Origin of the sequence: Priestia sp. RMT2NF4, from assembly GCF_047872835.1 — a bacterium.
Taxonomy (GTDB): domain Bacteria; phylum Bacillota; class Bacilli; order Bacillales; family Bacillaceae_H; genus Priestia; species Priestia zanthoxyli.
Map to the genome: position 1 here is coordinate 343,950 of NZ_JBLQZO010000001.1, position 25,224 is coordinate 369,173.

General features: G+C 38.9%; 26 protein-coding genes and 2 pseudogenes. 17 read left to right on the top strand and 11 right to left on the bottom strand.

Features of this window, described 5'->3' with window-relative positions; translation table 11 throughout:
* The first annotated feature begins 21 nt into the window (after positions 1-21).
* Entirely contained in the window at positions 22-933 is a 912-nt protein-coding gene (locus tag ACMX9J_RS01710) for an EamA family transporter (RefSeq protein WP_033578861.1), read from the top strand.
* Positions 934-969: 36 nt separating this feature from the next.
* On the opposite strand, the gene ACMX9J_RS01715 is transcribed toward ACMX9J_RS01710, so the two are convergent.
* Positions 970-4,074, bottom strand: a complete 3,105-nt coding sequence (locus ACMX9J_RS01715; protein ID WP_168760691.1) for a glycoside hydrolase family 2 TIM barrel-domain containing protein — start codon at positions 4,072-4,074, stop codon at positions 970-972.
* 138 nt (positions 4,075-4,212) lie between these two features.
* Here ACMX9J_RS01715 and ACMX9J_RS01720 point away from each other — a divergent pair, with 138 nt between their 5' ends.
* The 4 genes from ACMX9J_RS01720 (at position 4,213) to ACMX9J_RS01735 (ending at position 7,099) form a co-directional block, all read left to right on the top strand.
* Positions 4,213-5,031 carry an AraC family transcriptional regulator gene (locus ACMX9J_RS01720; protein ID WP_416225681.1) on the top strand — a complete coding sequence of 273 codons (819 nt, stop codon included), beginning with the start codon at positions 4,213-4,215 and terminating at the stop codon, positions 5,029-5,031.
* Between the two features lie 147 nt (positions 5,032-5,178).
* On the top strand, positions 5,179-5,655 hold the full coding sequence (locus ACMX9J_RS01725; protein WP_028413498.1) for a site-2 protease family protein: 477 nt from the start codon (positions 5,179-5,181) through the stop codon (positions 5,653-5,655).
* 157 nt (positions 5,656-5,812) lie between these two features.
* Entirely contained in the window at positions 5,813-6,295 is a 483-nt protein-coding gene (locus tag ACMX9J_RS01730) for a GNAT family N-acetyltransferase (protein WP_098112555.1), read from the top strand.
* An 18-nt stretch (positions 6,296-6,313) separates the two neighbouring features.
* Complete coding sequence (locus ACMX9J_RS01735) at positions 6,314-7,099, top strand: ABC transporter ATP-binding protein (RefSeq protein WP_033578865.1); 786 nt, start codon at positions 6,314-6,316, stop codon at positions 7,097-7,099.
* Position 7,100: 1 nt separating this feature from the next.
* On the opposite strand, the gene ACMX9J_RS01740 is transcribed toward ACMX9J_RS01735, so the two are convergent.
* The 3 genes from ACMX9J_RS01740 to ACMX9J_RS01750 all read right to left on the bottom strand — a co-directional run bounded on the left by ACMX9J_RS01740 (position 7,101) and on the right by ACMX9J_RS01750 (position 10,168).
* Positions 7,101-7,295, bottom strand: coding sequence for a hypothetical protein (locus ACMX9J_RS01740; protein ID WP_013056879.1), 195 nt, complete (start codon positions 7,293-7,295; stop codon positions 7,101-7,103).
* Between the two features lie 101 nt (positions 7,296-7,396).
* On the bottom strand, positions 7,397-7,939 hold the full coding sequence (locus ACMX9J_RS01745; protein WP_028413495.1) for a GNAT family N-acetyltransferase: 543 nt from the start codon (positions 7,937-7,939) through the stop codon (positions 7,397-7,399).
* Positions 7,940-8,290: 351 nt separating this feature from the next.
* Positions 8,291-10,168, bottom strand: a complete 1,878-nt coding sequence (locus ACMX9J_RS01750) for a prenyltransferase/squalene oxidase repeat-containing protein (RefSeq protein WP_048021135.1) — start codon at positions 10,166-10,168, stop codon at positions 8,291-8,293.
* Between the two features lie 142 nt (positions 10,169-10,310).
* Here ACMX9J_RS01750 and ACMX9J_RS01755 point away from each other — a divergent pair, with 142 nt between their 5' ends.
* The 3 genes from ACMX9J_RS01755 (at position 10,311) to ACMX9J_RS01765 (ending at position 13,257) form a co-directional block, all read left to right on the top strand.
* Entirely contained in the window at positions 10,311-11,351 is a 1,041-nt protein-coding gene (locus ACMX9J_RS01755) for a C45 family autoproteolytic acyltransferase/hydolase (RefSeq protein WP_098999896.1), read from the top strand.
* A gap of 11 nt (positions 11,352-11,362) precedes the next feature.
* Entirely contained in the window at positions 11,363-12,865 is a 1,503-nt protein-coding gene (locus tag ACMX9J_RS01760; RefSeq protein WP_416225329.1) for an NAD(P)H-hydrate dehydratase, read from the top strand.
* Between the two features lie 113 nt (positions 12,866-12,978).
* Positions 12,979-13,257 (top strand): hypothetical protein, encoded by a 279-nt coding sequence (locus ACMX9J_RS01765; protein ID WP_223260155.1) that lies wholly within the window; start codon positions 12,979-12,981, stop codon positions 13,255-13,257.
* 67 nt (positions 13,258-13,324) lie between these two features.
* Here the strand turns inward: ACMX9J_RS01765 and ACMX9J_RS01770 are convergent, their stop codons facing one another.
* Complete coding sequence (locus ACMX9J_RS01770; protein WP_223260154.1) at positions 13,325-13,990, bottom strand: hypothetical protein; 666 nt, start codon at positions 13,988-13,990, stop codon at positions 13,325-13,327.
* A gap of 163 nt (positions 13,991-14,153) precedes the next feature.
* Complete coding sequence (locus ACMX9J_RS01775; protein WP_416225330.1) at positions 14,154-14,927, bottom strand: sulfite exporter TauE/SafE family protein; 774 nt, start codon at positions 14,925-14,927, stop codon at positions 14,154-14,156.
* A 124-nt stretch (positions 14,928-15,051) separates the two neighbouring features.
* Here ACMX9J_RS01775 and ACMX9J_RS01780 point away from each other — a divergent pair, with 124 nt between their 5' ends.
* Positions 15,052-15,819: a TrmB family transcriptional regulator gene (locus ACMX9J_RS01780; RefSeq protein WP_047751054.1), complete on the top strand. Its 768-nt coding sequence runs from the start codon at positions 15,052-15,054 to the stop codon at positions 15,817-15,819.
* Positions 15,820-15,898: 79 nt separating this feature from the next.
* On the opposite strand, the gene ACMX9J_RS01785 is transcribed toward ACMX9J_RS01780, so the two are convergent.
* Positions 15,899-16,111 carry a hypothetical protein gene (locus ACMX9J_RS01785; RefSeq protein ID WP_047751053.1) on the bottom strand — a complete coding sequence of 71 codons (213 nt, stop codon included), beginning with the start codon at positions 16,109-16,111 and terminating at the stop codon, positions 15,899-15,901.
* A 66-nt stretch (positions 16,112-16,177) separates the two neighbouring features.
* On the bottom strand, positions 16,178-16,804 hold the full coding sequence (locus ACMX9J_RS01790; protein ID WP_014460265.1) for an FMN-dependent NADH-azoreductase: 627 nt from the start codon (positions 16,802-16,804) through the stop codon (positions 16,178-16,180).
* A gap of 198 nt (positions 16,805-17,002) precedes the next feature.
* Between ACMX9J_RS01790 and ACMX9J_RS01795 the strand changes: the two genes are divergently transcribed.
* Positions 17,003-17,722: an SDR family NAD(P)-dependent oxidoreductase gene (locus ACMX9J_RS01795; protein ID WP_416225331.1), complete on the top strand. Its 720-nt coding sequence runs from the start codon at positions 17,003-17,005 to the stop codon at positions 17,720-17,722.
* An 87-nt stretch (positions 17,723-17,809) separates the two neighbouring features.
* Here ACMX9J_RS01795 and ACMX9J_RS01800 read toward each other — a convergent pair whose 3' ends face one another.
* Positions 17,810-17,944 (bottom strand): hypothetical protein, encoded by a 135-nt coding sequence (locus ACMX9J_RS01800; protein ID WP_416225332.1) that lies wholly within the window; start codon positions 17,942-17,944, stop codon positions 17,810-17,812.
* A 233-nt stretch (positions 17,945-18,177) separates the two neighbouring features.
* Here ACMX9J_RS01800 and ACMX9J_RS01805 point away from each other — a divergent pair, with 233 nt between their 5' ends.
* The 3 genes from ACMX9J_RS01805 to ACMX9J_RS01815 are packed head-to-tail and all read left to right on the top strand — an operon-like array spanning position 18,178 to position 20,494.
* Entirely contained in the window at positions 18,178-18,741 is a 564-nt protein-coding gene (locus tag ACMX9J_RS01805) for a class I SAM-dependent methyltransferase (protein WP_416225333.1), read from the top strand.
* Between the two features lie 11 nt (positions 18,742-18,752).
* Positions 18,753-19,433, top strand: a complete 681-nt coding sequence (locus tag ACMX9J_RS01810; RefSeq protein WP_416225334.1) for a response regulator transcription factor — start codon at positions 18,753-18,755, stop codon at positions 19,431-19,433.
* A complete protein-coding gene (locus ACMX9J_RS01815) occupies positions 19,430-20,494 on the top strand; it encodes an ATP-binding protein (RefSeq protein ID WP_416225335.1) in 1,065 nt (354 codons plus the stop codon). The genes ACMX9J_RS01810 and ACMX9J_RS01815 overlap by 4 nt, the downstream gene beginning before the upstream one ends.
* 3 nt (positions 20,495-20,497) lie before the next feature.
* Here ACMX9J_RS01815 and ACMX9J_RS01820 read toward each other — a convergent pair whose 3' ends face one another.
* Positions 20,498-21,940, bottom strand: a complete 1,443-nt coding sequence (locus tag ACMX9J_RS01820; RefSeq protein WP_416225336.1) for a PLP-dependent aminotransferase family protein — start codon at positions 21,938-21,940, stop codon at positions 20,498-20,500.
* Positions 21,941-22,043: 103 nt separating this feature from the next.
* On the opposite strand from ACMX9J_RS01820, the pseudogene ACMX9J_RS01825 reads away from it, so the two are divergent.
* The 4 genes and pseudogenes from ACMX9J_RS01825 to ACMX9J_RS01840 all read left to right on the top strand — a co-directional run bounded on the left by ACMX9J_RS01825 (position 22,044) and on the right by ACMX9J_RS01840 (position 24,745).
* Positions 22,044-22,656 (top strand): annotated as a pseudogene (locus ACMX9J_RS01825) (LysE/ArgO family amino acid transporter).
* 50 nt (positions 22,657-22,706) lie between these two features.
* Positions 22,707-23,132, top strand: coding sequence for a metallothiol transferase FosB (gene fosB, locus ACMX9J_RS01830; RefSeq protein ID WP_416225682.1), 426 nt, complete (start codon positions 22,707-22,709; stop codon positions 23,130-23,132).
* Positions 23,133-23,247: 115 nt separating this feature from the next.
* Entirely contained in the window at positions 23,248-23,445 is a 198-nt protein-coding gene (locus ACMX9J_RS01835) for a hypothetical protein (protein ID WP_016763981.1), read from the top strand.
* A 457-nt stretch (positions 23,446-23,902) separates the two neighbouring features.
* Entirely contained in the window at positions 23,903-24,745 is an 843-nt protein-coding gene (locus tag ACMX9J_RS01840) for a hypothetical protein (protein WP_416225337.1), read from the top strand.
* 196 nt (positions 24,746-24,941) lie between these two features.
* On the opposite strand, the pseudogene ACMX9J_RS01845 reads toward ACMX9J_RS01840, so the two are convergent.
* Positions 24,942-25,175, bottom strand: a pseudogene (locus ACMX9J_RS01845) (hypothetical protein); the annotation flags it as partial.
* Positions 25,176-25,224 lie beyond the last annotated feature (49 nt).

Genomic DNA, 25,224 nt, shown 5'->3' on the forward strand with positions numbered 1-25,224 from the left:
AAAAGAGAGAGGGAATGGTAAGTGGAAGGAGTTCAAACTTCATCTAAAAGAGCGTGGGGGCTGCTGCTTGTAATCATTGGTGCCACGATGTGGGGAGTGTCTGGCACGGTAGCTCAATATTTATTTCAGCATAAGAGTTTTAACGCAGAGTGGCTGGTCGTCGTTCGTATGTTAGTATCTGGATTGCTGCTTTTGGCAATAGCCTCTAAGCAGCGCAATATTTTTGCAATTTGGAAAACAAAAGAAGAGAGGACTTCGCTGCTTTTGTTTGGTGTAATCGGTATGCTCGGCGTGCAGTATACATATTTTGCAGCTATTGAAGCAGGAAACGCTGCTACAGCTACAGTGCTTCAATATACGTCGCCAATATTTATTATTGGCTATTTAGCCGTGCAAGCAAGAAAGTGGCCGGTGAAAGTAGAAATGATTTCTGTTGCGCTCGTCATAACGGGGACATTTTTTCTTGCAACAAGCGGAAATTTTAACGAGCTGTCTATTACAGGATGGGGGTTGTTTTGGGGGATTGGAGCAGCTGTGACGTCTGCTTTTTATACGCTTCAGCCTAAACGTCTTCTTGCAAAATGGAGCTCAGTTGAAGTAGTAGGCTGGGGAATGGTAATAGGCGGCGTAAGTTTTTCATTTATTCATCCGCCGTGGCATATAGCCGGTGAGTGGTCGCTATTGTCGCTGTGTGCGGTGCTATTTGTGATTATCTTTGGAACGCTCATTGCCTTTTATTGCTACTTGGAAAGTTTGAAGCACATTAGCGCTTCTGAAGCCATTGTTCTTGCGTCAGCAGAGCCTTTGTCAGCAGCCGCGCTATCTGTTCTATGGCTTCATGTGACTTTTGGGTGGACGGAGTGGCTAGGTACAATTCTTATTATTGCTACGGTATTTTTGCTTTCTCAGCGAAAGCCAGAGGTGACATCATAAGTAAAAAGGACTTTCATTTGAAAGTCCTTTTTATTTTTATAGAGGTTTTAGCGTAAACGTGTTTGTATACGAGCGGTTGGCGTATAGTGTGTAATCAGGATGTGTTTTAGCTCCCCAGCTGTCGTCTCCGCCAACGCCCATTTGCTTGTAGTTAACCCGCACGGTTACGGAATCGCTTAACGGCAATTTGTAAAAATGATCGTAAGCCTCCAATTCAAAAGGTGAGTAAGGTAAAGCATTCAGCTCGACTGTTGGCAAACCTTTTAGTAAAAAGCCGCGTCCTTGATCGTTTGTAATAGTTGCCCATCTAACGTCCGTTTTGTTTCCGCATTCTTGAGGGCGTAAATACGGTGTAACTTGCTCTTTTACACTGCCTTTATGAAGGCCAAGCTTAGCGCCAGTTTTACGATCCCAATAATTTTCATGAGGGCCTCTGCCGTACCATGTTAAAGAATCAAAAGCCGCATCCATCGTAAACAGCATCCCAATTTCAGGAATTTCAGGCATTGCCTCAGAAGGTGCTAAAGATTGTTCAATCTTCATTTCACCATCGTTATATAGCGTATACGTTACATAGCAAGAAGCAAGAGAGATGTCTAAAGCTAGCTCAACCGAAATGATAACAAAGTCAATTTGCGGTTGAACACTTACTTTTTTCACGTGCTGCTCTAAACTTGCTTGACGCCACGTTTGACATCTTTCATGCAATTTATTGCCGAGGTCATTATCGGTGACTGCGCGCCAAAAGTTCGGACGGAAACCCGATGCAAGCAGCTCGGTATGCTCATAGTTGTAAGAGATAAACTGCCCTTTTTGCTTGTCAAAAATAGCCGTGAAGTTAGTTCCTGTAACCGTCAGCGTTTGTTCGTTTTGGTCAACTGATAAAGCAGGATAAACAGCTTTTACTGAAGGTACAGCGGTTTTGGCAGGCAGTACAAACTGTTCGTACGCCACTTCATATCCAGCTGAAGCCCAGGCTGTATCTTTGGATAATCTGAGAGAAAGAGTTAAAACAAATTCATCAGTTTCGTTTTCTTGCTCGTAAAGAGGATAAGAAAGCGTCAGTTCGTCTGTACTATCAGGAGCTACATTTAAAAGAGACGCATGTTTTTCAAGTAGTTCACCGTTTTTTTCAACAGTCCAAGCAAAATCATAGGCGTTCAAGTTTGTAAACAGGTGTTTGTTTTGAACGGCAAATTTTCCTTTAGAAGCGTCTACTGCTGTCCACTTTACAGGCTGATAGCATTTTTTTACTTCTGCAATTTTCGGGCTAGCTGTCCCATCAGCAAAGATTAAGCCGTTTCCGCAGAAGTTGCCGTCGTTAGGCGTATCACCAAAATCTCCGCCGTAAGCTAAGTAAGAAGTACCGTCTACTGCTGTTGTTTGAAGAGCTTGATCTTTCCAGTCCCATATAAAACCGCCTTGCAAGATTGGATATTGATCGAACAGCTCCCAGTATTTGTATAGATTTCCGCAAGAATTACCCATCGCATGACTGTATTCACACAGAATATAAGGTTTTTTCGGATTCATTAAAGCATAGCGCTCTACATCTGCTGGCTTAATGTACATCGTGCTTTCTATATCAGAAGCATCATAGTCGCGGTGATGGAAGATTCCTTCATAATGAACAAGTCTCGTGGAATCTTTCTCTTTAAAAAAAGTATACATATGCTGAAAGTTTTCTCCGCCAAATGATTCATTGCCAAGCGACCAAATAATAATAGAAGGGTGGTTTTTGTCACGTTCGTACATCGAACGACAGCGATCTAGTACGTTTTCTTTCCATTCTGGCTTGCTTCCTGGAACGGCTTTTTGTTCGCCTTCTTGTAAATAAGTCCACGTTCCGTGCGTTTCTAAATTGGTTTCATCAATCACGTACAGTCCGTATTCATCACACAGCTCATACCATACTGAATCGTTAGGGTAATGGGATGTACGCACCGCGTTAATATTATGCTGTTTCATCAGCAAAATATCGTGAATCATGTCTTCGCGTGTGATGCCTGCACGGCCTTTTACTGAATCAAATTCGTGGCGATTTACTCCTCGAAGTACAATACGCTTGCCGTTGATTGTCATAAGGCCATTCTTTAGTTCAAACGTACGGAAGCCGACTTTACAGCTTTCCGTTTCGATAATAGAACCAGCAGCATTCTTTAAGCTGAGTACAAGGGTATACAAATTAGGACTTTCTGCGCTCCATTTTGCAGGGCTTTTAATATGTGTACGTAAGGACGCTGTATATTGATCGCTCACACTTACATTTGTTTGCAGCGGAGCTTGTAGTACTTCATGGCCATTCGCGTCATACAGCATGACTTCAAATGTTAGATCTTGAGTATCGTGCTGAAAGTAATTTAAAATATCAGCTGAAACGCTAAGTTCACCATCTTCGTAGTTGTTATCAAGCGACGAACGAACGCTAAAGTCATAGATGTGAACCGGTGGAGTAGAATAGAGATACACATCTCGGAAGATGCCGCTCATTCGCCAAAAATCTTGGTCTTCAAGCCAGCTTGCGTCACTCCAGCGATATACTTCTACTGCTATCGTATTTTCACCATCTTGAAGATAAGAAGTTATATCAAATTCAGCTGGAGTAAAGCTGTCTTCGCTGTATCCAACAAACTCACCGTTAACCCAGACGTAAAAAGCAGATTCGACGCCTTGGAAGCTGACGTACACCGGCTGATTTTCCCATTCTGATTTAGGTGTAAAAGTACGGACGTACTGACCGACAGGGTTATATTTAGTCGGTGCAAAAGGAGGTTCGAGGTTTTCGTTTTCAACCCAAGGGTATGTCACGTTTGTATATTGAGGATAGTCATATCCTTGCAGCTGCCAGTGTGAAGGAACTGAAATAGAGTCCCATTTCTTATATGAAAATTCAGGAGCGAAAAAGTTTTTGACGCGGCCATCCGCATTTTCAGCAAAATGAAAGTACCAGCTTCCATTTAAGCTTTGGTAGTAAACAGAAGATTTTCTATCATTTTTTAAGGCCTCTTCGACCGTTTGATAAGGCATTAGTAAAGCGTGTGCTTTCGAACGGTTCAATTGAAAAATTTCAGGGTTGTTATTCCATTCAGGGTATCCGTTTGCAGGTGCTGTATAATTAAATTTTTTGCCGGTTTTTAACATGTCGATCCCTCATTTCTAGATTACTAGGTTATTAGTTTATATGAAAATGATAACGTTTTCTGAAAACCTTATCAATCTAATTATTTTCATGATAATATAACTATATTCACATAAAAAGGAGGAAGTAATGTGGACCGTATGTACTTTCCGGCTCTTTCAGATGAAGATATGAAACTGCCATTCTATGTTACAAGCGCTGGAAGCTGGAGACATCAAACGCATATTAAACGTCAGGGAGAGTTTCCTGATTATCAATGGATTCAATGTATAAAAGGAAGAGGCGAGCTTCGTGTAAACGACGAGGTTTATATTATAAAAGAAAATGAAGGGATGTTTCTGACGCCGCATGTTCCGCACGAATACTACCCCATTACAAGCGAATGGCAAGTATGCTGGGTTTCTTTTAATGGAAGTGTAATTGATGATATCATGCTTTCTCTTCAATTTATTAATTCCGGAAAAATCGTCCTTACACAGGCTGAAAGCCTTTATAGGATGCTGCAAGAGATAATGAATTTGTTAGAAGAAAATCATACCTCTAGCACCATGAAGTGCTCTGAACTACTATATAGCGTCATTTTGAAACTTCGCCAAGACAGCGTATATATAGAAAGCAAAAGTCGCTTGCAGCAAATTACTCAGCTAAACCCAGTCCTTCGCTATATTGAGGAATATTATCATCAGCCGTTAACGCTAGAAGTACTGGCGAAGCAGCTCAACGTAACAGAGCAGTATACGTGTTTGCTTTTTCAACAATCTCTTGGTATCCGGCCGTTTGAATACGTAACGCGCGTCCGAATTCAAAAAGCAAAGAAACTGCTGCTTAAAAACAACCAAATCTCTGTACAAGATATAGCAAGACAAGTAGGGTATGAACATCCAAGCTATTTTATCAAGCGCTTCAAAGAACAAGAAAACGTGACTCCAACTGTTTTTCGGAAAATGTATTTTTCATAAGTTACATACATTGGGTTTTATCTAGGTTATAAGAAGTGATGTGGATGCTAGTTATTTCGTATGAGTTTTAAAAAAAGAATTTAAATGTAGTTTTAAGTAAAAACGGGGAGGAAAAGTAGAGAGAAGAAACAAAAAGGAGGGATAAACGTGTTTGGGTTAAATGATCTTCCAAAGTTTGTGTGGTCATTCTGTCTTGTATTGCCACTTGTATCATTTGTTCATCAGCTGGGGCATTCCGTCATGGCAATTATTTTCGGAGGGAAGGTCGATTTTACTATTGGGCGGGGGAAAACGATTCTTAAAATGGGGAAGTTTAAAATTAAGTCAGTCTATTTTCTAGACTCGTTTTGTAAATATGAAAATCTTAAGAACGACAGTCGCTTTTCCCATGCAGTGGTGTATGCGGGCGGTGTACTGTTTAATTTACTTACTATTTTTATAATAAATGGATTAATTATGGCTAATATTCTGCCTGAAGATATATTTTGCTATCAATTTGTTTATTTTTCAGTCTATTATGTTATTTTTTCACTGCTGCCAATTCAATATACAGAAACATCTGCAAGTGATGGACGTGCTATATATAACGTATTACGGTACGGGAAAACGTGTGATCCAGATTAAAGGGCTGTGTGTAGCAGCCTTTTTTGGTGCCTTTTTCTGTTTCATTTAAATAAAAAAAGGAAAACTTTACGAAAAGAAAATAGTAGCGGATAATAAAGATAGTAGATGTTGGAATGGAAGAAAGGAGAGGATTTATACGATTATTGAGACAGAGCGAATGACGCTGCGAGCTATGGCTGAAAGCGATGCAGGCAATTTAATGAAAATATTTGAAGATGCTGAAGCAATGAAGTATTATTCTTCTACTAAAAATGAACAAGACACATATCGCTGGATTCAATGGATGAAGCAGCATTATCAAACATATGGCATTAGCATGTGGATCGCTGAAGATAAACAGAATCGAGAGTTTCTAGGGCAGTGCGGCATGGTTCTTCAAAAAGTAGACGGCAAGGTAGACCCGGAGCTTGGCTATTTATTTTTACGCAGCCGCTGGGGAAAAGGCTATGCGAGTGAAGCAGCAAAAGCTTGTTTAGATTATGGCCTTCATACGCTGAAATTTCAGAAGATTATATCATTAATTGATCCGGCCAATTATCCATCGATTAAAGTGGCTGAAAGAATTGGCATGAAAAAAGAAAAGCAAGTTAACAAATGGGATAAATCATTATTCTTTTATAGTATATATAATGAAAAATGAGAGTAAAGGAGTGTTAGCATGATCAACATTAACAACGTTTCGGTAAAACGAGGAGAAAAAGAAATTTTAAAAAGCGTGTCGTGGTCAGTGGAAAAAGGGGAACATTGGTGTTTGCTTGGGTTAAATGGTTCCGGAAAAACGACGCTTTTAAATATCATCAACGGATATATTTGGCCTACAAAAGGGGAAGTAGAAGTTCTTTCAAGGAAATTTGGAGAAACAAATCTGTCTGAGCTCAGAAAAGAAATTGGATGGGTAAGCTCTTCGCTTCAACAGCGGTTTCGAGATGACGATACGGTTGTAGAAATGATTTTAAGCGGAAAATTTGCATCTATTGGGTTATATGAACAAGTGGAGCAAAAAGATATGAACCAAGCCATAGAATTAATGAAGCTGCTAAATTGCGAAGATTTACAAAATCAGGCCTACGGAACACTTTCTCAAGGAGAGCGCCAGCGAGTGCTAATTGCTCGAGCTCTTATGGCTTCACCAAAGCTTTTAATACTTGATGAGCCATGTACAGGTCTAGATATAATGGCCCGAGAACAGCTTCTTCAGCTGATTGCAAAAATGGCAGAGCAGCCAAATGCTCCTACGCTTATTTATGTTACTCACCATGTAGAAGAAATTTTGCCGTGCTTTACTCATACGCTTTGTATGCGCCAAGGAGAAGTGTTTTCTTCTGGAAAAACGAAAGACCAGCTCACTGAGCCGCATCTTTCTAAATTTTTTAATCACTCCGTAGAGATTCAGCAGCAGAAGGAACGCACTTGGCTGTCATTAAAAGAACCGGTAAAAAGCTGAGCTAGCGTCGAGAAACCTTCTTACATACCATGGGAAAAAGAGCGCTGCTTGCAATGGAAACAAGCTCATTGTGGAGATAATGTTTACATGCTACATAAATAGTGGTGCTGCAAATAATATCAATGAGTAAAAAAGCAGCAATGTCATGTTTATCAATGGTTACAAATACAAAAGAAGAGGAATCATAAGCTGTCATCGTTGGCTCCTTTGGTTATATCGTTATGTTACTTTATTCACAAAAGGCTTGGGCTATACGAACTTTTAAAGAAGTACGATGATGACAGCTGATTCTCTCCTCTAAAGCTGATAATATTCTTGTTCGAGTATACTCATGATAATATCTGTCTGAAATGCTTCTTCAATAAAAGCACCTTCACGCTCTATTCCTTCTTTTACAAAACCGCATTTTTCATAACAAGCAATGGCTCTATGGTTGTATTCGAGCACTCGTAAATCGACTCTGTGCAAGTGAAGGTGTTCAAATGCGTAGGCCAGCACCAATTTTGTAACTTCAGTGCCGAGCCCTTGATTCCAAACGGAAGAATCGAATAAACCAATAGCATACCGTGCGCGCCGGTCGTACTCGTTAACGGTCAGCCGGGCTTCTCCAACAAACTGCTGCTGATATTCAACACACCAATTCAGCTTTTGAGACTTTATGTACTCGACGTGCCGTTTGGCATCTTGTAATGTAAGAGGTTTTAAGTTTCGGGTATCGCCTCCGTACATACGAATAAGCTCTTTTGTTTGCTTGCACGCTAGATAGTCATGTACATCGCTGTCTTTTGGTTTTCTTAGTATCACGTTTTTTCCTTTTAAAAGTGGTGAAACATTATTCATTTGATGCATCCTTTCTTTCCCAACATTAAAAAGGTATTCCACTTGTCTCCTAAAAAAACCTGCTTTTATGTACAAAAAGAGGCTGGAATAAAAGGATTTTAGACAAAGTGAAAAACGAACCATTGATCAAGATGTTTGATTCGTGGTTCGTTTTTTTTTTTTGTTAGGGTAAACATAGGTTTCATGTGTGTAAGTCTTCCTAGCAGTTGATTGGAGGGCAAGGCGAAGACTCCCGTGGAAAGCGAAGCCTTGCACGGAAATCAACTGCCGTGTCACAAGCGATCCATAGGAGCTCATGTATCCTATATGTTCGTCTTTAGATTGGATTCATTTCGTCATGTCTCAACCCCTTTATGAAGAATGTTTTTTTGCGTAGTGGGCAAGTGCAAGAAGAGGAAAAATATCATTGTAGCTGTGGTACTGAATATAAAATTGTCCAGGAAGACCAATTCCCGTGGGATAATGAATTTGCTGCTCTGTAAGATTTGGATTCAGTAAAAATTTAATTCCTTTTTCAACTGCTCGATCTTTTAATGGACATATTGTCATTAAAGCATCGAGAGCCCAAGCCGTTTGAGAAGGAGTGCTAAAGGGTAAAGGCACATATTTTTTTAAAGAAGCGCTATAGCATGATTCTCCGAATCCGCCGTCTTCTTGTTGAATGCTTTTGAGCCAATTGATGGCTTTGATGATACGCGGATCAGAAGCAGAAATTCCTACAGCACGGAGTCCAGTAATAGCGGCCCACGTTCCGTAAATGTAGCAAACACCCCACCGGCCGTACCAGCTTCCGTTATCCAATTGATGATCAAACAGCCATTTTACTGCAGCTTTAATCGAAGGGTGGGATTTATTCATACCGGCAAAGTTTCCGAGGCACTCAAGCACTCGACCGGTTAAATCGGCAGTAGCCGGATCCGTTGCTGCGTCTTTTGCGTTTTCAAGCGGCAGATAAGTAAATAAAATAGAATCGGTATTTTTTTCAAATGCAGCAAAACCCCCGTCTTTGTTTTGCATGGACAACAGCCAGTTAATACCTCTTTGCCAAGACTCCAAATAATCTGTATCGGTTTGCGCTCTTCTAGAAAGAGCTCTAATAGCAGCAGACGTATCGTCTAAGTCAGGGTTATTCGTATTAATATCGGAAAATCCCCAGCCTCCAGGCGCTGTATTTGGGTTATGAAACTGCCAGTCTCCAAGCTTTGTATGCTGTCTTTTCTTTAAGTAACGAGTTGTGCCTTTAATCATGGGATCTTGCTGCGGTACACCTGCTTCTTGTAGAGCGTAAGATAGCAGGGCGGTATCCCAAACGGTTGACGTGGAGTTTTCTACGTGCACGTGGCCGCTGCATGTACTAAGTAGTGAACAAATACCGTCAATTGCTTTTTGAACCACAAACGAATCTTTTTTATAGCCAAGAGCCAAAAGACCGTAAATCATAAAAAAAGTAGAGGTTGCGTAGCTGTAGAGTGTTCCATCTTTTTCAAGTCTTTCTAGCATGTAACGCTCGGCTGCTTGATAACCAAGCTTGTGGATGTAAGAAGGTAAAGAAGCCAGCTGTTTTAAATGGTCGACTAAAAAAATAGAAGCGCGTGATTCTTGAGCAGCTTCATCCGCTTCCTGTTTCTGCTCTCTTACATCTAAATGAGAAAGAGAAGGTGTATGCCTAGAAGTAAGTGAAAATTTTTTGTTTCCAGCTACCATCATCGGGACGAAGTGAATTCTGGCATAGGTGCTTAGTTCATAAAAGTTAAGCGGTACATAGGTAGGCACGAGCAAAAGAGAAAGCGGGAGGTAAAATAGCTTTGGCCACTCGTATAAGCCGTTAACACAAAGCATCCATCTTGTGAGAAAATGAGCGCGAGAAATGCCTCCTGAATCTATAATATATCTTTCTGCTTTTCGCAAAATCCGGTCATTTTTTTGGTAATAGCCTGAATATAAAAGAGCTGTATAAGCTTGAATAGTAGCGGATAAGTTGTGTTCTTCATCATCAAACAACGTCCAAAGACCATCTTCATTTTGAAGGGAAACGATCCGTTCGGTTAATTGTTTAATCAACACTTCTTTATCTAAATCAAAGGTGCGAAGAAGCATAATTAAAAACGCATCAGGCATAACGCCTGTTTCAAAACAGTAGCGAAATGACCCGTCATTTTTTTGTGTTGGGCGCAGATAGGCGATTCTTCGCTGAATCTCTAGCTGAACTTCCTTTAGCAATATGATCACCTCTTATGATAATGCTTTTCAATCTTTCGACCTGTTTCTTTATAACTGTATTCAAAGGAAGAGCGTTCTATGAGAGGAGAAAGTTGCAAAGAATAGAGCGCTTGCTGCACAATAAAGGTACTGGAAAATTGGAGTGATAGAAGTGAAAGAAATACAGGTAGAAGTTATTCAAGGGCGAGGCTCTTACCGAGAGCTTGGTAAAATGCAAGGGGAATTACATAAAGGAACAAAGCTGTTTGAAAATCATCAAAAAAGAAGAAAACGTTCATTACGAAGCTATCAAACGATAGCAAAAGAAGCTCGTCATTATTACGACTTATTTGCTCCCGGACTGTGGGATGAGCTATTGGGCTTAGCAGAAGGCTTAGATTGGCCTCTTGAAGACGTTATACATGAGTACAGCGGATATCAGCAAGAGTGGAAGAAAACGGGATGTTCTGCTCTTATGCAGCACGGTGTGTATGTGCGGAACTACGATTATCATCCGAAAACGTACGAAGGTCGATTTTTGCTTTTTCAGCCAAATGAAGGATATGCAAGCGTCGGGTTTGGAACAAGAATGATTGGGCGAATGGATGGAATGAACGAAAAAGGATTAGCAATTGGCTATCATTTTGTTAATCGCCGCCGTCAAACGAACGGATTTATTTGCTGTACGCTTGCTCGGTTTATTTTAGAAACATGTGAAACGACAGAAGAGGCTGTTGCTATTTTAGAAAGGGCACCGCACCGTCATGCGTTTAATTATTCCATTTACGACCGCAGCGGACAGGGAGCAGTAGTCGAAGCATCTGGACGAGGCGTTCATGTACAAAGAGGAACGATGATGGGGTGTACGAACCATTTTAATCAGCTGGTCGAAGAAAATCGTCATCATTTGGTAGAGTCAAAGGAAAGGCTCGATCATATTCGAGATCATATTGAAAAAAAGCTATCGCCTCTTGAAGCTTTTTCTTTATTTAATGAAGATGAATACGGTATTTTTAAAGAAGATTACCGGAATTCTGCTGGAACGCTTCATACAGTGGCATATGTACCGGAGACGCTGCAAGTCATTGTGGGAATTGGACGAAAAGCAAAACCTCTTATTTTCTCGTTTGAGGATTGGGTGAAAGGAGAACAATTAACTATAACGAAAATAAAAGGAACGGTAAATACAGACGAACCATTTCCGTTTCAGTAAGGAGCAGCATAATGAGAATTGTAACGAATCAAGAGATGTATCAAGTAGATGATTATATGACGAATACAATTGGGATGAGTGAAGAGTCCCTTATGGAAAATGCCGGACAGGCTGCTGCAAACGCGCTGAGTGAGCGAATCGAAAAATATGAAAAAATAGGGCTGCTTATAGGAACGGGAAACAACGGAGGAGACGGCTTTGTTATTGCCCGTGCTTTGAAGTCAAAAGGCTATGAAGTTGACGTCTGGGTAGTTCCTGCACGGGAGAAAATAAAAGGCGCAGCTAAAAAAGCCATGATCATCTATGAAAATGCTGGATTCGCGTGGCAATCGGCGGGAGACAACTTCTCTGTGAAAAAGTATACGGTCCTTATTGATTGTTTATTAGGTATAGGCGTAAAAGGCAGCATCAAATCTCCTTATGATAACATTATAAAAAAAATAAACGACTCTAAGGCTTACATATACAGCATCGATGTCCCAAGTGGAGTAATGGAACAGAAGCAAGAGCTTACGGTACGTGCAGATGCTACGATTACGCTTCAGCAGCCAAAGATCACGGCATTTACATACCCGAGCAAAGAAAGCTATGGTGAATTGATTGTAGTAGATATCGGTATCCCACCGCTAGCAATTGAAAAAAGCTCATCTCTTAAAGAGGTATGGTCAACTCAGCATATTAAACAATCTTTTCCCATTCGGAATGCTTCGTCCAATAAAGGTACACACGGAAAAGGAATCGTAATAGGAGGTTCACTTCAAACACCCGGAGCGCCGATGCTAACGTCAAAAGCAGCACTCACAAGCGGAGCAGGGCTTTTAACGCTTGCGCTTCCGAATGATATTCATGCGATTGCAGCTGCTCACATGTTAGAAGTGATGTATAAGCCATGCCCAAGCAAAGATGGCTTTTTTGCAGGCGAGATTCCTTTAGAAGAAGCAAAGTACGATGCAATTGCAGTTGGACCAGGGCTTGGGAGAACGGAAGAAACGAAGAAAGTTGTCGAACAAGTACTTCAACAGCCCGTTTCTGTTGTAATCGACGCAGATGCTCTTTATCATCTGCCGGATTTGATGAAAGAAGTAAAAGAAAGAGAACACGCAACGATTTTAACACCTCATCCCGGAGAAATGGCTAGACTCGTGGATACAACAATCGCAGAAGTAGAAGCAAATCGATTTTCGATATCTAGCCAATACGCAGTGGAAAATGGTGTGTATCTTGTATTAAAAGGCCCAAACACGATCGTTACAACGCCGGATGGAAAACAATACGTAAATACCACTGGAAACGCAGGACTCGCAAAAGGTGGAACGGGTGACACGTTAACCGGAATCATCCTCGCTTTTATTATGCAGCATGATTCTCTTCAAGAAGCAATCAGCAATGCGGTATATGTTCATGGAAAAGCAGCGGATGTGCTGCTCGATCAGGGGCATACAATGATAGATATGTTAGCAAGTGACGTTATTTCTGCACTTCCGGCAGTCTTCGGGCAGCTGAATGAGAAGTGATTTCTTCTGGATTATTAAAATTTGTTGACAAAATCCTTCAAAAAGTTGTCAAAACTCTGTGTAAATGATAACGTTATTTTACGTAAGATTTTACATAGAAAGAAAGTGATGTTGTGTACTACTCAATGAGACCAAGAGGCATTCATTTAGCTGTGCCTACACTTTTCTTCCTTATTACAGTCGTGTTATTTGCGATGATGCAGTTTGGTTTTTATTTGGATTCCAGCATTCTTCGTAAAATTTGGGTCATCATTATGGCTTTATTGCCCATTGCTGGACTAATCACGGCTATTAAAGGTAGAAGAGGAAGCGCAAAGCCGTGGTTAATTATAGGAAACGTGATTCTTATTTTAACCGTTACAATAATGAGCGTACAGGCTATTATTTATTAAACAAAAAAACGTGTTCGCCAAACAGGCGGACACGTTTTTATTAGGAAGAAGAAAAGAGCTGTTTCGCTTATTCTTGCATCGCGGCATTTATTCCTTCTTTTCTAACTTCTAGCATATGAGTAGCTTTTTTATCAATACCTTTAGCTGTATCGGAAGAAATGACGCCTACGCTGCTTAAGTCATAGGCAAGACTTGTAACAAGCAGCTGCTCTCTTTGTGCGAGTGTGCCGTATGTAAGTGCAGCGGTTTTAGCTTGAATGCCACTCATATTTAATTCATCAGTAGAAGAAGCTGCTTCTTTTTTTGCGGCTATTGCTTCTTGATAAAGAGAATCATATCCTCCAAACCCTACTTGGGCAATTAGAAAGTTATAAATGTCATCGGCCGATTTTTTCGAAGGCTGAGAAAAAGCTCTTTGAAATTTATTGCGCGGTAAAAAGTTTAGTGCTGCCTGTCTTCCGTCTTCATAAATTTTTTCTTGTATTTCTTTAGTAGCTTTTTCGTCATTTTTTTTCTGTGCTGCATCTAGCTGTTTGCGATATTTTTGAATAATGACTCCGTCCTGCTGATTGTTTCCCTCTTTGAAAGTAGCTGCGGCTTGTGGAACATCTGACGTCGCTAGCGTCTCAGCGGCGTTCTCTGAAGAAGAAAAGAACGTATTTTTGACAAAAATAAGTGCAAAGATCAGCAAAATAAACCATAAAAACCTAAATTTCTTAAACAAAACGTTCACCTCTGTATAATATTTCTAATTATGTAAAACAACATCGATCAGTATACAACAATTTTAGTGTCTTTTTACACATTTACCCAAAAATAAGAAAATAGTAAGAGGTGGTTTTATTAATCTAATAGATATATAGGTTCATTGTTATAGTTCGAAAGAAACCATTGATCTATTTGTACTGATTTACATAGTCGAATATGTTTTTGCTAATAAGGCTTAAAGTGACAAGAATAAAAAGCGTTCGGACGTACGTCACGCCTTTTGATAAAGCGACGTTTGATCCAATGAAAGAACCCACGATCATCGCAAACCCCATAATTAATCCGTAAGAAAATACAACAGAATCAAAATACAAAAATACAAGCAAAGCACCTAAATTACTGCCGAAATTTAAAAATTTTGCGCTGCCTGCTGACTGCAGGAAATCAAATCCCATAAATAAAAAAGCAAATAAAATAAATGAACCTGTGCCTGCTCCTAAAAATCCATCGTAAAAGCCAATGATAAAAATAAGTGCAGTAAAGAAAATAAGTTTCTTAATAGACAGCGGCTTATACGTGGACGTGGTGCCCCAGTTTTTTTTGAAGATTGTATAAATAGCAACTAAAACAAGGAGAATCAAAATAACAGGTTTCAAAAAAGCAGAGGATAGAAAATGAACGGTGATTGAACCTCCCAAAGAGCCAATAAATACAAAAGGAAACCATTTACCCACAACGCGAAAATCGACTTTTCCGGATTTGACAAATCGAATGGTACTCGTTAATACGCCCATCGTTCCAGCTAATTTATTTGTAGCCAAGGCAGCAGCGGGCGGCAGGCCTAAAAATAAAAGAGCGGGTGTAGAAATTAAACCGCCTCCGCCCACTACGGAGTCAATGAATGCAGCTAAAAAACCAAAGAGTAAAAGCAAAAGAACAATCTGTAAACTTAATTCTTCCATAAAGCACCTTCCTCATGTCATAATATATATAGTGACTACTTAAATAGTAACTATATAAAAAGCAGTTGTAAATATGTAAATGATGAAAATTTCAAATAACTTAAAAAACAGGGAGGTTTCCTTTATGGAAAATATTATTCAGCAGCTGCAGTCGCTTGGATTTAATCAGTATGAATCAAAAGTATACGTGACGCTTGTCAAAAAAGGATCTTCCACTGCTTATAGCATTAGTAAACATTCAGGTGTGCCAAGAGCGCGTGTATACGATATTTTACAAACACTAGAGGAAAAAGGCATGGTGTTAAAAGAAGAGAGTAATGATGGCACCCAGTACACGTCGCTGCCCGTCGATGCTTTTTTGCATTCGCTGCAGAAAAAATGGAACGAAACGTATGAAGACGTTAGCGAAACGCTTAAACGTCTTGAAGCTGCAGAGTCTATAGAAGAAAGCCGGGTTATGACGATGAGAGGAGAAACAGCCATTCTTGCTTTTTGTGAGTCGCTATTGTTAAAAGCAAAAAATAAAATTGTCATCTCGCTTTGGCCTGATATTTATAATGAGTTGAAGCCTCTTTTATTACAGCTAAGGGAGAGTGTCACACTAAAAGGAATTGTGTTTGAACAAGATGAAGCGATGGAGGAATTTGACCGGCACCGCCATACAAGCTATACCGAAAATATTGGGAATCAAAACTGGTTTATTATATCTGTTGACAGCAGTGAAATGATTTATGGTCATAAAGAAATGGCTTACTATACCAATAACGGAGTTAACATTAATTTACTTGAAAACTATATTTGGCATGATATCCTCGTTAACAGACTTGTAGAAAAAAGTGATCGAGAAATGGACAGGTGGATCGAAAGGGAAAGAGAAAGCTTTTTTGCGTAGAAAAGAGACTTAGACATAACGAAATCACTTCCATCGAAAGACGAACAAACGGGATAAATGATCCAGTATGAATGGCTTGTTACATCGCAGTTAATTTCCGTGCAAGGCTTCGCTTTCCGCGGGCGGACGATGAGCCTCCTCGTCGCTTACGCGCCTGTGGGGTCTCATCTGTTCCGCTTTTCCCGCAGGAGTCTTCGCCTTGCCCTCCAATTAACTGCTGGAAGCAGCCACCATGCATGAAAGCTACGTTCACTTTACCAACAGAAAAATCCGAACAAAGTTGATGCTCCATTAAGAGTCTCAAGTCCTCGTTCGGATCTTCCTTCAATCAAAATATTTTTGTTACAGCCTCTTTATATTAAAAAGTTTGGGCAAGTTTTTTTGCTTCAGCTATTCCTTTTTCTTTAATTTCTTGGGCTTTATCTGGCATTGCATTATGCCCTTCCACAAAAATGCCGTCTAACGAAGGGACTCCGAAGAAATTCATCATAATTCCAATATAGCGATGCCCCATTTCCATCTCAGCTGCAGGACCTTCAGAATAAATGCCTCCCCGTGCTTGAATATGAAGCGCTTTTTTATCCGTTAATAGCCCAACCGGACCTTCTGCCGTATATTTAAATGACTTACCCGCTACGGCTACAGAGTCTAAATAAGCTTTCATAACCGGTGGAAACGAAAAGTTCCACATTGGCGTTACAAAAACATATTTGTCCGCTCCTACAAACTGTTCGCTCAGTTCTGCAAGGCGATTGACCTTTTCTTGTTCGTGAGAAGAGAGTTCCGAGCCAGACTGCAGTTTGCCCCATCCGCTAAATACATCTGCATCAATATGAGGGATATTTTCTTTATAAAGGTCAATATGTACAACTTCGTCACTTGCATTGTGCTCTTTGTAAGCATCGATAAACGCTTTTCCAGTTGCCATACTGAATGATTGAGACTCATCGTGAGGATGAGCTGTAATATAAAGTACTTTTGCCATATCTTATCATCTCTTTCTTATTTGGAATAATGTACTGTCTTATCGTTGTCACTCGTATAAAAAACTATACGTTTTTTGTCAGGTAAGCTAAAAAAGAGCGCAAGAAAGGGATGTTCATATAGAAAATAATGGTATAATAAATGTTTGAATATTTACATAAAAAGTATTTGTAACAGAAAGTAGATAAGAGGTGTCGAGATGAAAGAAAAATGGATAATCGTCACGGGTGCAGGTGCTGGAATTGGAAAAGAAATTGTAAAAGAATGTGTGTCGAAGTGCTATTCAGTTATTGCTTGTGATAGTAATGAAGGAGCTTTGAAACAGCTAGCTGAAGATACAAAGGGCCATATTGAAACGTATGTAGTAGATGTTAAAGAAGGGAAGGCCGTAAAAAATCTTTTTTATCAAATAAAAGATAAAAATTTATATGGATTAGTTAATAATGCGGGCGTGTATTTAGGGAAAAATTTATTGGATTATGAAGAAAAGGAAATAGATTTTGTTATGGACATTAATATTAAAGGATATATTTATTTTTCCAAATACTTTGGCGAATTATTAATGGAAAAGGAAACAGAAGGAGCGATTATTAATATATCGTCCGTATCGGGAATGGAAGGAAGCTCCGATGCTATATATGGAATGTCTAAAGCAGCGATATTAGGATTAACCAAAAGCTGTGCAATGAATTTTTCTCCTTATATCCGGGTGAATGCCGTAGCACCTACAATGGTAAATACCAATATGATGAAAAATATTCCAGAGTGGCGCAAAAATGAATACATCGCTCATCAGCTGGTTCCAAGCTTTGTTACGCCTCAAGACGTGGCAGATACGGTTCTTTTTTTACTGAGCCCTCAAGCAAAACACTATACAGGAGCCACTTTTGATCTTAATAGCGGATGTTATTTGCGCTGAATACTCTTTCAAAAGAGATTGAGACATAACTGCCTCAATTGAATTTAAAGGCGAAAAAGTCGCATTAATAATCTAGTATGACGCTTGTTACACCGCTGTTGATTTCCGTGCAAGGCTGCGCTTTCCGCGGTCGGCCGATGAGTCTCCTCGTCGCTTGCGCTCCTGCGGGGTCTCATCTGTTCCGCTTTTCCCGTAGGAGACGCCGTCTTGCCCTCCAATCACCGGCTAGAAGCTGCTACATACCTGAAACCTACGTTCAACATAACCATAAAAAATCCGAACGAACTTGATTCTCAATAAAGAATCTCAATTCATCGTTCGGATCTTTCTTCAACTAAAATACGTTTGTTACATCCTCCTTTTTATTTTCTTAAGAATTCTTAAGAAATTTACTTAACGTTTCTTTAGATTTTTTTTCTACTCTAGAAAGAAAGAGTAGAAAGAAGGAATAGAAAATGAATTTAACTTTTATGGCTCAATATTTTTATCAGCCGCGAACGGTAGGCGCACTTTTGCCAAGCTCTACGCACTTAGCGAAAAAAATGGTGAAAGGGATTGATTTTGAACATGCAGCCTGTATAGTAGAGTACGGGCCAGGAACCGGAGTTTTCACCCGTGAATTAATAAGAAGACGAAGCGCTCAGACAACGCTGCTTCTTATCGAATACAATCGGCATTTTTACGAAAAAGTAAAGGAACAAGTAAAAGATGAAAAAAATGTGTATGTGGTACACGGCTCGGCTGAACATGTTCAAAAGTACTTGATACAGTATGATATTTCAAAAGTAGATTACATATTATCAGGCCTTCCTTTTGCTTCTTTAGCAGCTGAGGTGTCAGATTGTATTTTGCAAAACACGCGAAGCGTATTAGCTGATGAAGGGAAATTTATTACGTTTCAGTATACGAATTTAAAAAAACATTTAATTCGCACGTTTTTCTCCCACATTAAAGTTGAAAAAGAGTGGAGAAACGTGCCTCCCGCATACATTTTTTCATGCGAAAAGAATGAGGTATAAGGAGTTTGTAAATGAAAGACAGAATTTTAATTATAGATGACGATGAGCAAATTCGTAATTTAATTGCTATTTACTTAGAAAATGAAGGATTTGAAGCGCTGAAAGTTTCTAATGCTGTATCTGGCTTAGCGCTTTTAAAAGAACAAGAAGTAGATTTAATTATATTAGATATCATGATGCCGCAGATGAATGGAATCGACGCTGCTTTTAAAATACGTGAAGAAAAAAACATGCCCATTATTATGCTTTCGGCGAAGTCAGAAGATATGGACAAAATTTCTGGTCTAACAGCAGGCGCAGATGATTACTTAACAAAACCATTTAACCCACTAGAGCTCATGGCACGAGTCAAATCACAAATTAGACGCTATAAAAAATACAATGAACGCGCTGAGCGTGACGTTATTCAAATTGGCGATTTGGAAATTAACCGCAGCACCCGCCTTGTATTTGTGCGCGGCCAAGAGATTCGTTTAACGCCAAAAGAGTTTGATATTTTAGAGCTGCTGGCACGCAACAAAGGAACAGTGATGAGCATGGGGAAAATATATGAAGCCGTGTGGCAAGAAGACGCGTTTAAATCGGATAATACTGTAATGGTCCATATCACAAAAATTCGTGAAAAAATTGAGGATAATCCCAAAAAGCCCATTTATATTAAAACCATATGGGGCGTAGGATACAGGATATGAGAAGAATAAGTGTAAAGCTTCTTTTTGCTATCATTATAAGTTTTTTGGCTACCAATTTAATTTTTATTTTAATTGCTAGGCTTGTTTTGAGCAGGTATATACAAGAAGAGAAAATGAATGTCCCTGCATATAATGTATTAGCGTTTGGACTTTTCTTTATCGCCGTTGTGGTCTTTGTTTTTGTTTTTTTAACACTTATTCGTTCCCATATTCGTTATCTGAAAGAAATCTCTAAACAAGTTCAAAAAATCTCAAATGGAGATTTAGGCGCAACCATCCATGTACGAGGAAAAGATGAGTTGGCTGAATTAAGTCAAAACATTAACAAGATGTCTGCGCAGCTTCGTACAAAGTTTGATCGTGAACGAGAGCTGGAGCAATTGAAAAATGAGCTAATATCCAGTGTATCTCACGATTTGCGTACGCCTTTAACTTCCATTGTGGGGTACCTCGATTTAATCAAAAAAAGAGAAAGTATGGATGATCAAACATTAGATAACTACTTATATATTGTGGATTCAAAAGCAAATTATTTAACGGATTTAATAGATGAGTTGTTTGACTATACAAAATTAACGAGTCCGGATTTTCAGCTTCAGAGAAATGAAATTGACATGAAACGTTTGCTTCAACAGGTAATAGGAGAGTACGAGCCAATTTTAACAAGAGAAGGCATTGAAATTCAGACTAACTTTGCTTGTGAATGGCATGCATTTATTGATGTAGAAAAAATGGTAAGAGTCTTTCAAAACTTGCTCGAAAATGCCAAGAAGTACAGCGAAAAGCCTTCCGTATTAGAGGTGAATCAGGAAATTGATGAGGATTCGTTGGTAATTTTCTTTAGTAACAGCATTAACATCAGTGAAAAACTTGAGGTGGAAAAGTTATTTGATCGATTTTATCGAGGTGATGAATCAAGAACGAACGTAAATGGTTCAGGTTTAGGGCTGGCTATTGCAAAACAAATTATTCAGCTGCATCAAGGAGAGATACGAGCAGAGCGTCAGCATAATAAGCTCACTTTTTCGATAAAGCTGCCGCCTAACACAAGAAAGCCTTAAGAATCACTTGTAAAGATTCTTAAGGCTTTTTGCGACTATTTTGATGCCGTATTCAAATTCTGCAAGCGTCGCATAAGAAAAGGATATTCTGATATGCTGTGACGTTTCATGGTCATACAATGCGCCTGGATTTAAAAGAACTCCTTCGTCGAGACAGTGCTTAAATAATTTCCGCATCGAAACAGGCTTATGCAGCGTCAGCCAAAAATAAAAACCTCCGCTCGGAGTATTCCACGCAGCAAGACTTTTTAAATACTTCTCTAAAATAGCCTGCGTTTGCTGAGATTTTTCTTTTAATTTATAGCGTACGCTGGCAACGTGCTTGCCATAAATTCCGGTTTTTAGAGCTTCAGCAGCTGCCCATTGAGATAAGGAACTGGCTCCGTAGTCAACTTGCATTTTAAGGTCGGCCAATCGCTCAATTACATGTTCAGGCCCTACAATCCATCCAATTCGAAATCCCGGACTAAATGTTTTAGAGAACGTTCCTAAATAAAGAACCACTCCATTTTTATCTCGAGCTTTTAATGAAAGCGGAGGCGGTGAATGGAACCAAAGCTCTCCGTAAGCATCATCTTCAATAATTGGCAAATGCATTCTTTCACACTGGCGAAGCAGCTCTTGGCGCCTTTGTTCACTCATCGTTACATTGGTGGGGTTATGAAAGTTCGGTATTGTATATAAAGCTGTGCCTTTTTCTTTTTCGTGCTGGTCTTTTAATGAAGTTAAATGCATTCCTTCTTCGTCTAATGAAACGCCCGTTAGTTTCATTTGTGCGGACTGAAATAACGGTAGAGAATAAAGATAAGAAGGCTTTTCAGCTAATATATTGGCACCTGGAGGCAGCAGGCCGATTGAAATTAACTGAAGGGCTTGAAGTGAACCGGATACAATTAAAATAGATGAAGGAGACGTTTCAATGCCGCGTTTTTTTACATGCTTCACTAACTCTTGTCGGAGCTCATCATTTCCTCTTGGGTGCTCGTAGCCCAAGTGTACGCTTCTATGGTTAGTTCCGCTAAATAGTTCCGCAAGATGATGGGAAGGAAGCAGGTCAGGTGCTAACTCTCCAGTTCCTAAACGAATAATGCCCGGTTGAAATTCAGCTTCGTTAATATGGCGGATAGTCGGAGAATTTGGTTGGTATATTCCTGCTTCTACATACGAATTCCAGTTCATGTGAGAACCTGATGCTAGTAAGCTCCACGTATTGTTGATGACCTTGGTGCCGCCTCCTTTGTTTCCGCTGAGCAGTCCTTCAGCAATTAAGTTTTCGGTTGCCGTCACCACCGTGCTTCTATTTACAGAAAAGCTAGCAGCTAAATGGCGCTGAGAAGGAATTTTCGTTCCAATAGGCCACTCTCCATTTATGATTTTCTCTTTCATATACTCTTGAATTTGTTTGTGCATTGGCTTTTTATCAGCCGGATTTGGAGTCCAGTTCATGTGAGACCACCTTTTTATAATTTGGTTGGTATTATAAATCAAAATTTGGATGGAGACAACAAGGCATGTCAATTGTAGGATAAAAGAGAAAGGAGAGAGTAATATGTTTACAGTGGTTATACATGCTTTATTGTTAGCATTCGGTTTGATTTTACCTTTAGGAGTACAAAATGTGTTTGTTTTTAACCAAGGAGCAAATCAACGAACCATCAAACAGGCGCTTCCTGTAGTGGTAACGGCTTCTGTTTGTGATACGATTTTAATTCTAGTAGCAGTGCTGGGAGTTTCAGCAGTAGCCGCTACTTTTTCATTTTTTCAAGCGCTTATTTTTGGAATAGGTTTTCTTTTTTTTAGCGTATATGGGCTTTGTGACGTGGAAGAGCGAACCTTCAAAAACGTCAGTAAAGGAAGGGATGACGGTGAAAGCACAAATTTTATTTGCTGCTTCTGTATCTCTGCTAAATCCTCACGCGCTGATGGATATTATGGGCGTAATCGGAACAAATTCTCTGCTATACAGTGGAAAAGAAAAATGGATTTTTACGCTCGTTACGATATGCGTTTCATGGATATGGTTTTTATCCTTAGCTTTTGCCGGAAAAGCGGTAGGGAAAATGGATTCAAATGGGAAAATAATGATTTGGGTCAATAAGGCTTCTGCATGTATGATTTGGGGAGTAGCTCTTTACATGGCAAAAAGTATGTTTTTTCAGTAAAATAGGCGCTAAAAGAAAAGTTATATAATAGAAAGCGAGGGGTAAAGAGGATTCAAGGAGTTAATCATATATGCTTTTCTGTGTCAAATTTAGAACGGTCCATCATATTTTATCAAAAAGTGTTAGGGGCGGAACTTTTAGTAAAAGGAAAGTCCACCGCTTACTTTAGTCTAAATGGAATGTGGCTCGCGTTAAACGAAGAAAAAGATATTCCTAGATCAGAAATTCAGTATTCGTATACTCATTTAGCATTTTCTATTTCCATTGAAAGTTTTGACCAAGCAAAAGAGCTGTTAAAACAGCATAATGTAAATATCTTACCTGGAAGAAATCGTGACGAGAGAGACAAAAAATCTATTTATTTTACGGATCCTGACGGTCATAAATTTGAATTTCATACTGGTACGCTCCAAGACCGTTTAGCGTATTACCAAGAAGAAAAGCCTCATATGACATTTTATTCGCCAAAAGAGTAATACTAAAATAGTTATATAAGGTTACAGTTTTATTACATTCGCATTCCTCGCTCAGTTATCATTAAATAAACGATACTGTTGTGATATAATGGAAAAAAAGTGAGGAGGAGGAAGAATGTATACCGCAAAACAGGTGAAGTTTGGTTCGCATATTGTGATAGGCGTACTTTTCGGCATCCTAGCTGCAATGTTAATCGGCACTTTTTATCAAAATGTACCAGGTGTATTACCGTACGGGATGATTAGCGGACTTGCAGTAGGACTCATAGCAGATACATATTATACAATTAAAACAAAAATAAAGGTTATCTAATATAGTGTAGTACTATTCTCAGGAGAAATAAAAGATTCCTTTTGAAAATAGTACTATTTTTGTGAGAAAAACAGTTAATTTCTATTTTAGAAAAACAAGTTAACGCGCTAAAAAAATTGTGAATTTACTATTTTGAATCAGCAATAGGGGATTGAAATATCGAATTAACTCTAAGTATAGAATTATATATTAAAGTAACTAACCGTTTTCTAAACAGTGAAACGGTTTTTACTTAGTTTCGTTGCGCGTCAGATAAAAGGTCTAATAATTAAGCAATTGTTCGTAAAACTGAGGATAAGAGATTTTTTAAAGCTGCTACTAACAGATAAACTACTGTTGCTTTTAATAGTTTATCTATAGAAAACTTGATAATTTTTCTAAAATCGTTCTTTTGGAGTACATAATATATGCTATCATTGTTTGGTGAAAAAACTACATACCAAAAAAAGGAGAAAAAATGAAGAATTTAAGAAAAATCGGTCTAGGACTTGTAGCATCTTTGCTATCTATTAGTTTAGTAGCTTGTGGGTCAACGAAAGAAGAACAAAAACAAGGATCTGCTAAGCAAGAGCAGAAACAAATGGGGAAAGAGCAGAAAAAGCTCGAACAAAAACTCTCTAAATTAGAGAGTGAGTATGAAGAATATACAAAAGAAAAAGGATATATGGAATCTGATGATTATCTTGTTTTTGAAGCAGACTTTAACATACTAGCAAAGTCAATTGAAAGCAAGAATATTCTTCAGGGCGATGATGGTGAACTAGACAAACATGTAAAAGACTTAAAAACTGAGATAGAACATTTAAGTAATGATCAAGCAATAAAAGCTCAGAAGCGTTATGGTTCGGCAGTAGATGTGTACGAGGCTGCAATTGGTACTCATATGCATATTGTGTTAACTAAAGCGGATATTACTCAGCACTTTAATGCGGTGAACACTATTGAGTTAGACAAAGATTTTAATGCAGATAGCTACGATTATGAAAAAATTGATGCAGACGCAACTGAGGCTATTAAGTCTATACAAGGAATGCCTATGAAAAGAATAAAGCTTATTAAGGAAGAGTTGGAGAAATATAAAGCTAGCTTTAGTACTGAAGAATATAATCAATTGAATTCCGCAGTCACTAGCGTAACTTCGTCATTAAATAAACAAGTTGAAATGCTAGAAGTTCTACAAAAAGAAAGTGGTAAGGATAAATCAACTTTAGAAGAAAACACAAAAGCTGCTGAAATACAATTTTTAGATGCTAAAGAAAAAGTGTCTGCATTTGAATCTAAACATGATATCCAAATGTAAAATATATGCTTTAAATATAATTGTTTATTAAAGTAAAAAGCCGTTTCTTAACCAAAGAAACGGCTTTTTATTATTTCTCTCTATTGATCTTTGGTGTACGTAAGAAGAGAGAGTAATAACGCAATTAGAGTCAATAGCGTCGCAAATAAGAATACATCGTTACTACCATATCTATAGTCGAAGTTGTTATTGCTTTAGCGAGGTGTTCCGTAGTTTGTTGGGTCATAATTGTAACAAGTATAGCAGTACCAATTGAACCTGCAACTTGACGAATTGTATTATTTAAAGCTGTACCGTGAGAAATTAAATGTTGAGGTAATTGGTTGATGCATTCAGTCACAATCGGCATCATAATTAATGCACCTGGCAATAATAGTAGATCTGATTGAAGCGGCGTAAAGCCTCGAATGCTTTATAGATAGATTGGCAGCGGTTTTGAAATTATTTAGGATGAAACATAAAAAATTATAATAAGATTT